The organism is Providencia huaxiensis, from assembly GCF_002843235.3.
Classification (GTDB): Bacteria; Pseudomonadota; Gammaproteobacteria; order Enterobacterales; family Enterobacteriaceae; genus Providencia; species Providencia huaxiensis.
In genome coordinates this window covers 2,879,004-2,893,583 of sequence record NZ_CP031123.2, presented here as the reverse complement: position 1 = coordinate 2,893,583, position 14,580 = coordinate 2,879,004, and the positions used below count along the sequence as shown (strand labels likewise).

Below are 14,580 nucleotides of genomic sequence, written 5' to 3'. Positions count from 1 at the left end.
TTCCATCGCCCTTGATAAATTTTATCTTGGCTCATAAGTAATTTACTTTCTTGTATTTACTTTGAATTAACTATTTTTTTGCGAAGCGCTTCGCAGACCGAGTTGTATTTATATGAATCTCTTTATTTTGTTGCGAAACGTTATGCAGTTTGCAATGACAATCCTCGCTATACCGGTTTTTTTTGGCAATCTCTGTCTTGCGTATGAAAAAGTGAGGTCACAACAAGATGAAAGTTGAATCAAATACAACACAGCGTGGTTTCACCTTAATTGAAATTCTGATTGTTCTATTTATCTGTTCTTTGGTCATGTTGTCTGGTTTATATCAATGGCAGCAGCAGGTAGAAAGGCAGCGATTAATCGACGCAGCTAGGCAAGTATCAGAGTTTATTTATAGTCAAATGACGGAAGGTGTCTATTTAAATAGGTACCAAATATTATCGGTTAAAGTTGGGGTAGGTGATTGGCAGCTGATTGTTAAAGATGCAAATAACAAGCAAGAGGTTGGCAAACTGACAGCAGAAAGGCATCGAGGAATAGAGCTCTGGAAAGCGAGCCGGACGTCAATTCAGCTGTATGGGAAGCAGGGGACTATTCGTGCTTTCAGTATAGGGCTAAAAAATCAGCATGAGCAGATCACAATTTATATCTCTTCATTAGGCCGCATTAGAAGCTGTAGTCATAAAAAAATGACTGGAGTGCCTAAATGCTGAACTCCTTAAATCACGATAAATTTAAAAAACAGCGAGGCTTTACACTGATTGAAATGTTGATGGCAATGGCAATCAGTAGCATTGTCTGTGTATCAGCGATGAGTGTCATCCCTACATTATTTAAACAAACCTACCGAGCTTACATTCAATATCAAATAGACAAAGATATAAGGCAGACATTAATAAACATGGAAAAAGATTTTAGAAGGATTGGTTACTGCGGTAGCTTAGATTGTGGAAAAGAGCCTTTAAAAATTACATCTAAGTTTTTAAGCCGAGGAAATAATTCATGCATTATTTTTGCCTATGACCAAGATTTATCGGGTAAGTGGGAGGACATTAAATCTAAGTCGATAGAGTCTGATTATTTTGGGTATCGGTTAAACAATGAAAAATTAGAGTCTAATCGAAATGTCAGAGATTGCGATGGAACGCGTTGGCAATCGCTATTTGATGAGAAGCTAATCAAAGTTAAAACATTAGCATTTGGTTGGCAGGAAAATACCCAATTACTTGAAATGAAAATAAATCTTAAGACAGATTTGTTGCCCAACCAAACGTTTAATTACCAAATAGCAGTCTTGGTTAGAAACTTATGAAGAATATAGCGCAACAACAGGGAAATGCCTCTCTACTTATGGTTATTATTTTTATCACAATAGGCTCATTATTGATTAAATCTGTGCATTTTTTCCAAGAGCGGGCTCGGGATGATCTGCGTAAGGAAATTAAATATTTCGATACTTTTAATAAAGCAGAATCAGCTCTTTCATGGGGGGCGACATTGCAATGGGATAGTAAACAGAGAGGGTTAAAGAATTGGGTTTGCCAGAAAGAGAAAACTCAACAGTGGAAAAGCTGCTTAAAACATTATAAAGGGGCGACTTTTTTGCTGTCGGGACAAAGCCATTATCGTCTAGGAAATGATATTAAAGTTTATCGATGGATGGTATTAGATGCAAATAAGCAACAGCTTTTTCCCCGTAAAAATGGGTGGTTAGATTATTGCCCAGTGGTAAAAAAAGGGTTTTGCTAGTGAAAATAGAACAGCAAGGATTCGCATTAATAGAGGCAATGATTGGCGTGGTTATTTTTGCTATTTCATTGGTAGCTTTGGTAAACTATTCGCAATATATCATATTGAATTTTAATCAATTGTATATGAATTCTTCAGCGGTTAGGGGATTGCATAGTACATTAGAAAAGAGCGCAATGTTAACAGCATCAATATCTGGGGAGAAAAATTCTGCCATGGACCCAGATTTGCGTTACCCTGAATGGAAAATACAAGCAACTCGTTTACCGCAGGCCGATAATTGTACTGAGTTAGTGGTATCGTTAACAATAAAAAAACAACCATTTTCATTAAGTCGTTGGTATTGCTCAACAGGAGAGCACTATGTTTCAAGTGTATCATTCTAATCAATTAGATTTATTAAAAGATCTAATGACTCATTTAATGAAAAATGAACCACTTTCTCACCCTTTTGAGCAAGAAATAATTTTAGTACAAAGTCCTGGGATGTCACAGTGGCTGCAAATCGAACTTGCTAAACAGTTTGGTATTGCTGCAAATATTAACTATCCCTTACCGGCAACATTTATTTGGGACATGTTTAGGCGAGTCTTACCGGATATTCCAAAAGAAAGTGCTTATACCAAACAAGCAATGACATGGAAACTCATGACAATACTGCCAACAGTCATTGACGAGGACGAATTTGAACCTTTAAGGCATTATCTTCAAGAGGATGCAGATAAACGTAAACTTCATCAGCTTGCTGGTAGGGTTGCCGATTTATTTGACCAATATTTAGTTTATCGCCCACAATGGGTCGAAGTATGGCAAAGGAATGAACTAGTAGAGGGGCTAAGTGAAAATCAACTGTGGCAAAAACGTTTGTGGCAATGCCTTGTTGATTATTCAAATGAATTAAAACAGCCGCCTTGGCACCGTGCTAATTTATATCAACATTTTATTGGTACATTGTCATCGACTCCTGATTTAGGAAAAATGCTGCCTAAACGTATTTTTATTTGCGGTATTTCATCACTCCCGCCTGTTTATCTACAAGCTCTCAATGCAATAGCAGAGCATACAGATGTTCACTTAATGTTCACTAACCCCTGTCGTTATTATTGGGGAGACATTCAGAGTGCGTCATTTTTAGCTAGATTACAGCAAAGAAAGCTGCGACATTATCTTGATAAACATGAAATTTCTCGCTTCAAATTTGAAGGACAGGTTCCTGATTTATTTAATGAAAATGGTGAGCAGGACATTGCCAATCCACTGCTTGCATCGTGGGGGAGGCTTGGCAGGGACAATTTATATTTTATTTCTCAAATCGATAGCGCTAATGAAATATCAGCCTATGTTGATACTGAACGAGTCAATTTATTAGAGAATGTCCAGCAAGATATTTTAGATCTTGAAAACCACGCTCAATTAGGGACAACAATAGAAAATTATGAAACGAGTCTTGGTAAACGACCGATCAGTGAGCTAGATGATTCGATAACATTCCATTTGTGTCATAGCGCACAGAGAGAAGTTGAAATATTACAAGATCATTTGCTTTCTCTGTTTGAGGAAGACCCATCGCTAACACCGCGTGATGTGATAGTCATGGTTGCAGATATTGACAGCTATGCACCGTATATTCAGGCTGTTTTCGGTAATACTACATCAACTCGATATATCCCCTTTTCAATTTCAGATAGGAAAGCACTACAAGCTCATCCCATTTTACAAGCATTTATTATGCTACTTGACTTACCTCAGAGCCGTTTTTCAACGGAGCAAGTTCTCAGCCTACTTGAAGTTTCTGCATTTTCTCAACGTTTTGGTATTGATGAAAGTGAATTAGGCTTATTACGCCGCTGGGTTAATGAATCAGGGATCCGCTGGGGGCTTGATGACGATAATGTACGTTCTTTCGCTTTACCAGTGATAGGGCAAAATACATGGGAATTCGGTTTAAGTAGGATGTTGCTTGGCTATGCAATGGATAGCAGAAATGGACCGTGGAGTGGTATTTTACCTTATGATGAATGTAGTGGTTTAGCGGCTCAACTAGCTGGGAAATTAGCATTATTAATCAACACACTTAGAGAATGGCGTTCTTTACTAGCACAAGAACGTCCACTTGAAGAGTGGAAAGAGCTTTGCCAACAACTACTTAATAGCTGTTTTATGGTTGATGGAGAAACTGAACTCGTTCTCGCACTATTGACGGAACAGTGGCATCAAATCGTTGATAATGCGATAACTTCAGGATATGAAGAACAAGTGCCATTGCGTTTAATTCGTGATGAGCTTTCAGTTCGTTTTGATGATGAAAAGATTAGTCAACGTTTCTTGGCGGGGGCTGTTAATTTTTGTACGTTGATGCCAATGCGTTCAGTGCCATTTAAGGTTGTGTGTTTATTGGGAATGAATGATGGGGCTTACCCGCGAAATATACCACCTTTAGGGTTTGATTTGATGGCTGAAAAGCCTGTTCGTGGAGATAGAAAACGCCGGGACGACGATAGATATCTATTCTTAGAAGCATTGAATTCAGCATCTAAACAACTGTATGTTAGCTATATTGGGCTTTCTATTCGTGATAATCAGCCTTGTAATCCATCGGTATTAGTGACTGAATTAATTGACTATATTTGCCAAAGTTTTTGTCTAATTGGCGATGAAACCTTGAACATAGATAAAAGTGCGAAACGATTAAGGGGACATCTGGTCATTCAACATAATAGAGTCCCATTCGCAAAAGAAAATTTCTTACCAGAAACGCCTTATCAGAGCTTCGCGAGTGAGTGGTTACCTGCCGCAAAAACAACAAATAAAGTTGATGAGCCATTTTGTTCAGTACTTGAAATACGAGAACCTATTACTGAAATTTCGTTAGAACAATTATTACGTTTTTATCGTCATCCGATTAGGGCATTTTTTCAACAGCGTTTGAAAGTGCATTTCTCTATTGAAGAAACTGAACTGCCAGAAGAAGAACCGTTTAACTTAGGTCGGTTACAACGATATAAAATTAATGATCAAATTTTAAATTTACTTGTCAAAGATAAAAGTATTGAGCCTTTTTATTCTGCTTTAAAGGCATCGGGTCAGCTGCCAGCCAGACAATTTGGTCAACTTTTCTGGGAACAGCAGTTGAATGAGATATCGCCATTAGCTGAAAAAGTTAAAGAATATGATATGCAGCTATTTGATTATCCATTTGATTTTCAGTTAAATGGGGTCAAAATTACAGGTGTACTGAAAAATGCTCATGAAACAGGAATAGTACGCTATCGTCCGGCTTACTTAACTGCTAATGATGGGGTGCAGCTATGGGTGGAGCATTTGCTATTTAACTCGCAAATAGGTGAAGGGGAAAGCCTTGCACTAGGAAGAGATAATAGTATTTGGCAGTTTTCCGCTATTAGCAAAGAAGATGCATTGGCTTATCTACAAGATTTAGTTGTAGGCTATTGCGAAGGGTTTAATTCCCCACTAATTCTTCTTTCTCAAAGTGGTTGGAGTTGGGTTAAGGCTTGTTTTGATAAAAAGACAAAAGAGTACGATTTTTCGAGCGAAGAAATTCAACAAAAAGCATTATCTGCTTTGCTCCAAAGCTTACAAGGAAGTCAGATGCAAAAAGGCGAGATGGAAGACGACTATGTGTCAAGAGTTTGCAGAAGCATTGATGATGCGATGATTAAATCTTTGTTATCAAACACTCAACGGTTTTTATTACCGATGACAAAATACTTGAAATGACAGGAGAGCACCAAAGGATGCAATATTTATCCAAAAATATCGCTCATCTATTTTTATTACTGATAATTTTTTTCGGTGGCCAAGCGGTTGCAGCACAACCACTTTGGCAAGTTTTGCCTGAAACAGTAAATAAAAGTGAAAGTGACCCTAGGGAATACAAAGCCATCAAACTCAGTAATGATATGACGGTTTTATTAGTATCAGATACCAAAGCAACAAAATCATTGGCTGCTGTATCTATACCTGTTGGTAGTATTGAAAACCCAAGTAGCCAGTTAGGGTTGGCCCATTATTTAGAGCATATGGTTTTAATGGGATCCAAAAAGTACCCAGAGCCAAGTAGTTTCTCTGAATTTTTGCAAAAACACGGTGGTAGCCATAATGCAAGTACCGCTTCTCATCGTACTGCTTATTACTTTGAAGTTGAAAATGGAGCACTAAAAGAAGCGACGGATAGGCTTGCAGATGCATTAGCTGAGCCACTTTTAGACCCGATTAATGCGGACAGAGAACGTAATGCAGTTAATGCAGAACTTACAATGGCACGCTCTCGTGACGGGATGCGTATATGGCAAGTACGTTCTGAAACATTGAACCCATTACACCCGAACTCACGCTTTTCTGGGGGGAATTTAGAGACTCTGAAAGATAAACCTAATAGCAAACTACAAGATGAGCTCGTGGGTTTTTATAAGCAGTATTATTCTGCAAACCTAATGAATGCAGTGCTTTACGGCGACCAATCTATTGAGTCATTAGCGAATATTGCACAGGAAACATTTGGGCGTATACCTAATTTTAATGCCACTGTTCCGGCTGTTAATACCCCTGCGGTAACGGATAATGAAAAAGGCATTATTATTCATTATGTGCCAGCTCAACCACAAAAAGCCATACAAATTGAATTTAGCATTAAAAATAATATGGCAGATTTTCGCAGTAAAAGTGACAACTATATTAGTTACTTAATTGGTAATAGAAGCCCAGGAACATTGGCGGATTGGTTAATATCGCAAGGGCTTGCTGAAGGTATCAGCGCCTCTGCCACTCCAAATTTAGATAGAAACTATGGCTCATTCTCTATTTATGTCACGCTGACAGATAAAGGGTTACAGGAAAGAGACGAAATTATCGCGGCTATCTTTTCTTATATTGAGTTAATTAAGAATGATGGAGTTAATAAAAGCTACTTTGATGAAATAGCAAAAGTTCTTAATTTATCATTTCGTTATGGTTCAATTGTCAGGGACATGAACTACATTGAATGGTTATCAGACCAAATGATTGATGTTCCAGTTAATCATGTTCTTGACTCAGATTACATTGCTGATAAGTATGATCCTGAAGCGATTAAACAGCGTTTATCAGAGCTCACTGCGCAAGAGGCGAGAATTTGGTTTATTAGTCCAAATGAACCGAATAACAAAAAAGCCTACTTTGTTGATGCACCGTATCAAGTTAATAAAATCACAGCAAAACAATTTAAAACCTGGGCAAGTTTAGAATCTAAAATGAATTTTAAATTGCCTGCTTTAAACCCGTATATTGCTGATAATTTATCACTAATTAAAACTGATAAGGCTTATAAACACCCCGAGTTCATCTATCAAGATGGCAATACACGTGTGTTATATATGCCAAGTCAATATTTTGCAGATGAGCCAAAGGCGAGTATCACCTTATCATTACGTTCTAACCAAGGTGACAAAGACGCTAAGCAACAAGTCACGGGCTCTTTATTACAATATATCGCTTCATTGAAAATGGATGAACTGCAATATCAGGCATCTGTAGCTGGCATGTCTGTCTCTGTTTCTCAGGGAATCGGTCTGCAATTAAATGCTAGTGGTTACACCCAACATTTACCTGAACTCTTTTTATCCATGACAAAGCTATACCTGAATTTTGAGCCAACGGAACAAGAGTTAGCTCAAGCGAAGTCTTGGTATAAAGAGCAAATTGAAGTTGCTAATAATGCGAAAGCTTATGAGCTGGCCATGCAACCGCTTCAGCGTATTAATAGTGTGCCTTATTTTGAGCAAGAACAGCGTTTAGCCGAGCTAGATAAAATTTCATTGCAGGACATCACTAACTACCGTGAAATGGTAGTTAAAAGTGCCGCATTACAAGCGCTGGTCTTTGGTAATATGACTGAATCGCAAAGCATTAAAACTATTAAAGATGCACAGCAATTATTAAAGAGCGAAGGTACCAATTGGTGGCGTGGTGACATTGTCGTTATTGACAAAAATTACCTAGCAGATTTCCACAAACAGGGGAATAGCTCAGATAACGCACTTGCTGAAATCTTTATCCCAGACGGTTATAGCCGCATTGATGGTGCAGTATTATCAGGTATTCTTTCTAAAGTGATTCAGCCTTGGTTTTATGACCAATTAAGAACCAATGAGCAACTTGGTTACGCAGTATTTGCTTTTAAAGCAGGGCTGGGGGATCAGTGGGGAATGGGCTTTTTAATTCAAAGTAATGCTAAAACCCCGAGTTACTTAAATACTCGTTACCAACAATTTTATCTTCAAGCATTAGAGAAACTGAAAAAACTACCGATAGATGAGTTTAATCAATATAAACAATCTATTATCACAGAGATGAACCAACCACCTCAAACATTCTATGAGGAAGTAGGCCGTTACTCATCTGATTTTTCTAGAAATATTTTCAGTTTTGATACACGTGAAAAAGTTATTGCAACTTTAGGGACCGCAACGAAAGAACAAGTCATCGAGTATTATGAAAATGCGGTTATAAAGCACAAAGGATTAGCAGTTAGCTCCCAAGTTATAGGCCAAGGAGTTGATACTAAGGTGGGGTATGCTCATCTGAAAGATTGGGTGCTTTACTCGACAGCTTCTCAGTTGCAAAAGATTTTACCAATAAAGGAAGATGCTGAGTGAATAAAGTGCAGGTAGAGTCCCAATTACTGAATGTTTTTTCATTGCCTCTGTGTGGACAGCGGTTAATTGAAGCATCTGCAGGAACGGGTAAAACATACACAATTGGTATACTTTATCTGCGGCTTTTACTAGGTTTGGGAGGCGTTAATGCGTTTCCTAGGCCGTTAAGTGTTGAAGAGATTTTAGTTGTGACATTTACTGAGGCTGCGACGAATGAGTTACGGGGACGTATTCGTCAACGTATTCATGACATGCGCTTAGTTTGCTTAAGAAATGGTGTTGGTTTCGAGTCGCAGCCTGAGTACCTTGAATTATTAGCCGAGCTTTCGGGGGAGTCCCAAAGAAAATTCGCTGCGCAATGGTTACAGGCAGCGGAAAGGCAAATGGATGAAGCCGCGATATATACTATCCATGGTTTTTGCCAAAGAATGCTAGTTCATAATGCATTTGAGTCGGGAGTATTGTTCGAACAAACAATGATTCAAGATGAATCTCCGATTCAAAAACAAGCCTGTGCAGACTTTTGGCGCCGTCATTTTTATCCTCTGAATTACTCCATGACAAAAGTTATTCAGTCACTGTGGAATAGTCCCGAAGCATTGCTTTCGGAGATTAAACCTTTCTTACAGGGTGATATTCCTTTAATTATTAACCAACCGAAACAAGTAGAAACTCTAGAAGAACGGCATCAGCGGCTAATCTTGTTAATTGAGTCAGTTAAAACGGCATGGTTAGAAAATTCAGCGGATTTTGAGAAGCTCATCGCTGAGTCAGATGTTGATAAACGAAGTTATAGTACTCGTTTTCTACCCGCATGGTTGATAAAAATTGGCGAATGGGCTCAAGAAGAAACAGAAGATTATCTGCTGCCTAAAGATCTTGAACGCTTCTCACAAACGGTACTACATAAAAAATCAAAAAGTGGCTCAGGGCCAGAGCATGTTGTTTTCCAAAGAATAGATGAGCTACTTTCTCAATCATTAACCCTAAAAGATCTAATTATTCCACTGGCAATTTCAGAGGTGAGGTCAGCGATTAGTTTTGAAAAACATAACCGTGGTGAAATGGGATTTGATGATTTATTGACCCGTTTAGATAGTGCTCTTGCTCAAGAGAGTGGAAAGTTTTTAGCTCAAGCTATCAGCCAACGTTTTCCCGTTGCGATGATAGATGAATTTCAAGACACGGATGCACAGCAGTATCGTATTTTCCAAAGAATTTATCGAGAAGTTAATGACAGCGCATTACTTTTTATTGGCGACCCTAAACAAGCTATTTATGCTTTTCGAGGCGCTGACATTTTCACTTACATTGAAGCAAAAAATGAAGTTAGCGCTCACTATACATTAGAGACTAATTATCGCTCATCACAAAATATGGTTGAAGCTATTAATCATCTATTTAGCCATTGTCAGTCACCTTTTATTTTTGAACAAATTCCTTTTCAACCCGTTAATTTCGCTAAGCAAAATAGCGGTAGAAAACTTATCCATAATGGTGAAGAAGTCAACGCGCTTACATTTTGGAAAATGGAAGAAGAAGGTGTCTCCGTTGCTGAATATGAGCAAGCAACAGCTTCACAATGTGCAGTACAAATCGCACAATACTTGCAAGGTGGCTTGCAAGGTAGTAGCTATTTTGACAATAAAGGAACGCATACTCCTGTCGAAGCTTCGGATATTACTGTGTTGGTGCGCAGTCGGCGCGAAGCCGTATTAATTCGTGATGCTTTAAATCGGTTAAATATCCCTTCGGTGTTTCAATCTAATCGGGAGAGTGTATTTTCAACGTCAGAAGCTAGGGATTTATTGTGGTTACTACAGGCAGTTTTAACACCTGAAAAAGAACGTGTTTTGCGCAGTGCATTGGCGACAGGAATATTGGGTTTAACCGCTAAACAAATTGATGACCTAAACCATGATGAAAGGTCGTGGGAAAAAATTGTAGATGAATTTGCTCGTTATGCCGTGGTGTGGCAAAAACGAGGCGTGCTCCCCATGCTTAGAATGGTCATGGCGCAGAGGCAAATTGCAGAAACATTATTATCAGGCACCAACGGAGAGCGTCGCTTGATGGATGTGATGCATATTGGTGAATTACTGCAAGAAATGTCATTACAACTTGAAGGTGAGCACACACTAATCCGTTGGTTAGCGCAACAAATAGCCCATCCTGATCATCAATCTGACGCACAGCAAATGCGTCTTGAAAGTGATAAACATTTGGTGCAGATCAGTACCATACATAAATCTAAAGGCCTTGAATACAAAATTGTATGGCTGCCTTTTGCGAGCAATTTTTTACCTCAATCTAAAGGCTTATATCACGACAGAACAGATTATGGGGTACGGCTAGATTTAAATGATAGCGAAGAAAATGTCGCTTTAGCTGACGAAGAACGCTTGGCAGAAGACCTACGTTTATTATATGTGGCACTCACAAGGGCTATTTATCACTGTAGTGTCGGTATTGCACCATTAATTAAAGGTAACAGGAAAAAAAGTGGTGAAACCGATTTACACTTATCTGCATTGGGTTACGTTATCCAAAAAGGGCAAGCTGGTGATTACCAACTCTTAAACGAGATGTTGGCTGAAATTAGCAATGACGTTATTGATGTTGCAGTGATTAATCAACCTAAGTCGGAACGCGTATTATTAGAACAAAATGATCGTGTAAACTTATCCGCAAGAGCAGTGACTCGTCATTTTAATGACCACTGGCGTGTTACTAGCTATTCGGGGTTAAGTTACGGTTCAAGCCATACTGAAGCAGAAGAATCAGTTTCAGCATTGCAATTTGCGAATTCATTATCCCCGAATATGGATATTGAGGCTAGTGTTGATGTAGAGCAGCAGGAAGACGAGTCTTTGACCCTAACTCCTCATCAATTTCCTAAAGGTGCGTCACCAGGAACATTTTTACATAGCTTAATGGAAGAGATTGATTTTAGTGAACCAGTTTCTCAAGAATGGTTGGCTGAAAAACTTGAATCCTCAGGGTTCGACTTACAGTGGGCACCAATGCTGCAAGAATGGCTACACGCAATTGTACATGCACCACTATCAGAAGACGGGTTATGTTTATCTGCTTTACGGCCTCAAGACCAATTAGATGAGATGCAGTTTTATCTGCCTATTGAGTCAATGTTGAGTGCAGGCCATTTAGATAAAATAACACATCAATATGATCCATTATCACAACGTTGTCCTCCACTAAGTTTTGAGAAGGTTCAGGGAATTTTAAAAGGGTTTATTGACCTCACCTTTTACTGGAAAGGTAAATTTTACCTCCTTGATTATAAGTCAAATTATCTAGGGGAAGACGCTAGCTTTTATACTCAAGAAGCGATGGCTGAAGCGATGATAGACCACCGCTATGATTTGCAGTATCAACTATATTCGTTGGCGTTACATCGTTACCTAAAGCAAAGAATGCCTAATTATGATTATGAAACCCATTTTGGGGGTGTCTATTATTTATTTCTAAGGGGGGTAGATGATGTTAACTCCAGTAACGGTATTTTCTTTTATCGCCCTATAGAAGCGTTTATTGAAGCGTTAGATAGCTTATTTAAAAATGTTCAACAAGGGGAACCCGCTTAATGAAATCCCTATTTAATCAGGCTATTGAGCTACGTATCTTTACACCTCTTGATGTGCAATTTGCTTACAGTATTTCTGATGATAAGCACCCGATAGTGCTTATGATTGCCGCACTTCTTAGCGCAGAAACTATGGCTGGGCACGTTTGCTTAGCATTGGCAGATGTTATACCTGAAAAGTTATTTGCAGGAAGGCATCCTGAATTAGCCGCTGAATTTTGGCAAAAAATGGGAGAGCCGAGCGAACAAGTACTTTATCAAACGCTCAAACAAGCAAATGCAGTGTCGCTATCAACAGAAAACCAGATCTCGCCTTTAATACTTTCAGGGGAATACTTATATTTTCAACGGATGTGGCAATATGAGCAATATGTTGCAAAGTTTTTCTCTAACACATCAATAGAAAAGCAAAATAATGCCCAAATCAAGGAAGTACTAGATAATTTATTTCCTACTACTGATGATATTGATTGGCAAAAAATTGCAGCAGCAGTTGCCGTAACCAGCAAGGTGTCAATCATATCAGGGGGGCCAGGGACGGGAAAAACAACAACGGTTGCACGTATCCTTGCCGCATTAATTAAGCTTGAAACCAAACTTCACCACAAAATTAGAATAGAGCTGGCTGCTCCAACTGGTAAGGCGGCAGCTAGGTTGACGGAATCTCTTGGTGAAGCGATGAAAAAGATGCCTTTAACCGATGAAGAACGCGCTGTTTTGCCTAATCATGCAAAAACATTACACCGTTTATTAGGGGCTCAACCTGAAAGTCAGCAGTTTCGTTATAACCGAGACAACCGTTTATCTCTTGATGTACTCATTGTTGATGAAGCCTCAATGGTAGATTTACCCATGATGAGTAAATTACTTGAGTCACTGCCTGAAAATGCAAAATTAATATTTCTAGGTGATAAAGATCAACTTGCTTCTGTCGAAGCGGGTGCTGTGTTAGGGGATATTTGTCAGTTTGCTGATAACGGTTATAGTGTGGAAAGGGCATCTCAACTTTCGGCGCTAACAGGATATTCAGTTGCAGCTTATGCATCACCAAACGGCCCAATTATTCGTGATAACCTATGTTTATTGCGTAAAAGCTACCGTTTTTCTGCAGACTCAGGGATTGGCCAACTCGCTTTTGCTGTAAATGAAGGGAATGTTTCTCGAGTTCAACAATTACTAAATCAACAACGTCCAGATGTGCATAGTTATATTCAAGAAACAGCGGATGATTACGCGAAAATTTTATTAGATGCCGCTGAAAATTATAAGGAATATCTACTTGCGGTTAAAGATAAAGAAGATCCTGAGCAAGTTCTGAAAAAATTTAACCAATATCGGTTACTAACGGCTCTGCGGGAAGGGCCTTTTGGCGTTATTGGCCTTAACGATAAATTAGAAAAATTATTTCATAGGCAAGGGATAATAAACCGCCCATATAATTTATTGAATAAACACTATGCAGGCCGACCAATTATGATTAGTCGTAATGATAGCCCATTAGGACTTTTTAATGGGGATATAGGCATCATTTTACCAGATGAAGAAAATGCACTGAGAGCCTATTTCCAATTTCCAGATGGGTCTATTCGTGGAGTACAACCTAACCGGCTTCCACAGCATGAAACAGCTTATGCAATGACCGTTCATAAATCACAAGGTTCGGAGTTTGCTCATACCGCATTGGTTTTACCAAATGTATATTCTCCAGTGATGACACGTGAGCTTGTGTATACAGCGATAACTCGAGCTAAAAAAGAGCTATCTCTTTACGGTAGCCCAAAAGTATTACGTCGAGCCGTTGAAACGCCAACTAAGCGACGGAGCGGTTTAGCGACCCAATTAATGTAACTAACTTATTTGTAAGTTACGTGAATAATTCACCCTAAAGTAAAGGTAATGAGATGGATAACCAGCAAGAAATGACGGCAATTACAGTAACATTAAATGCAAGGCTTGAGCCTATTAGGCGTGGTGACTTAGACGATGCATTTAATGAAGTCATGAAAAGCATGGATAAAAATATCCATGTCACAGGTGGTGGGACATTATTAGGTGATAATGGTGAAGCGCAGGAATGTGATATAGAAATAGCACTTGAAGAGGCGAGTGACGAAAATATCAGTTTAATTATTCAACTTTTTTCTTCAATGTTAGCTCCAAAAGGCTCTCGTTTATTTATTCATGGGGAAGATGTTCGAATCGATTTTGGTTCAGATGAAGGTATGGCTATTTATTTCAACGGGACAGAACTCGCGGATGACGTTTATGAAAACGGGGATATCAGTGAAGTGTTCGATATTCTAGATGATGCTGTGGAAGATATTGGAAGCATTCATGGCGTTTGGGATGGCCCGACAGAAACCGCATTCTATTTTTATGGTACATCTTTCGCTGAGATGAAAGCGGCAATCCAACCACATTTAGATTCCATTCCTTTGTGTGAGAAAGCTAGAGTTATTCAGATAGCTTAACGGCTATTCCGTAGTTTTAAAGCTACGACCCAAACTATGCATCCTTGTATAGTTTGGGGCTAAAGTCAGTGACGAAACAGTAATTATGCTTAAGACTCTAATA

The 14,580-nt window shown here is 38.8% G+C and carries 9 protein-coding genes; all 9 read left to right on the top strand.

Annotated elements, in window-relative coordinates; translation table 11 throughout:
• Positions 1-227 precede the first annotated feature (227 nt).
• Genes CYG50_RS14955 through CYG50_RS14915 form a run of 9 tightly spaced genes read left to right on the top strand, consistent with a single transcriptional unit; the run spans position 228 to position 14,477 of the window.
• Positions 228-713, top strand: coding sequence for a prepilin-type N-terminal cleavage/methylation domain-containing protein (locus CYG50_RS14955; RefSeq protein WP_102139963.1), 486 nt, complete (start codon positions 228-230; stop codon positions 711-713).
• On the top strand, positions 707-1,312 hold the full coding sequence (locus CYG50_RS14950; protein WP_102139962.1) for a prepilin peptidase-dependent protein: 606 nt from the start codon (positions 707-709) through the stop codon (positions 1,310-1,312). Before CYG50_RS14955 ends, CYG50_RS14950 begins: the two co-directional genes overlap by 7 nt.
• Positions 1,309-1,749, top strand: a complete 441-nt coding sequence (locus CYG50_RS14945) for a DUF2509 family protein (protein WP_102139961.1) — start codon at positions 1,309-1,311, stop codon at positions 1,747-1,749. Before CYG50_RS14950 ends, CYG50_RS14945 begins: the two co-directional genes overlap by 4 nt.
• The gene (locus CYG50_RS14940; protein ID WP_102139960.1) at positions 1,749-2,135 is read left to right on the top strand and encodes a prepilin-type N-terminal cleavage/methylation domain-containing protein; all 387 of its coding nucleotides are present in this window, start codon (positions 1,749-1,751) and stop codon (positions 2,133-2,135) included. The genes CYG50_RS14945 and CYG50_RS14940 overlap by 1 nt, the downstream gene beginning before the upstream one ends.
• Positions 2,113-5,487, top strand: a complete 3,375-nt coding sequence (gene recC / locus CYG50_RS14935) for an exodeoxyribonuclease V subunit gamma (RefSeq protein WP_102139959.1) — start codon at positions 2,113-2,115, stop codon at positions 5,485-5,487. The genes CYG50_RS14940 and recC overlap by 23 nt, the downstream gene beginning before the upstream one ends.
• Before the next feature lie 17 nt (positions 5,488-5,504).
• Positions 5,505-8,402, top strand: coding sequence for a pitrilysin (gene ptrA / locus CYG50_RS14930; RefSeq protein WP_102139958.1), 2,898 nt, complete (start codon positions 5,505-5,507; stop codon positions 8,400-8,402).
• Positions 8,399-12,007: an exodeoxyribonuclease V subunit beta gene (gene recB / locus CYG50_RS14925; protein WP_102139957.1), complete on the top strand. Its 3,609-nt coding sequence runs from the start codon at positions 8,399-8,401 to the stop codon at positions 12,005-12,007. The genes ptrA and recB overlap by 4 nt, the downstream gene beginning before the upstream one ends.
• On the top strand, positions 12,007-13,854 hold the full coding sequence (gene recD / locus CYG50_RS14920) for an exodeoxyribonuclease V subunit alpha (protein WP_102139956.1): 1,848 nt from the start codon (positions 12,007-12,009) through the stop codon (positions 13,852-13,854). The genes recB and recD overlap by 1 nt, the downstream gene beginning before the upstream one ends.
• A 53-nt stretch (positions 13,855-13,907) precedes the next feature.
• Positions 13,908-14,477: a hypothetical protein gene (locus tag CYG50_RS14915; protein WP_102139955.1), complete on the top strand. Its 570-nt coding sequence runs from the start codon at positions 13,908-13,910 to the stop codon at positions 14,475-14,477.
• The last annotated feature ends 103 nt before the right edge of the window (positions 14,478-14,580 follow it).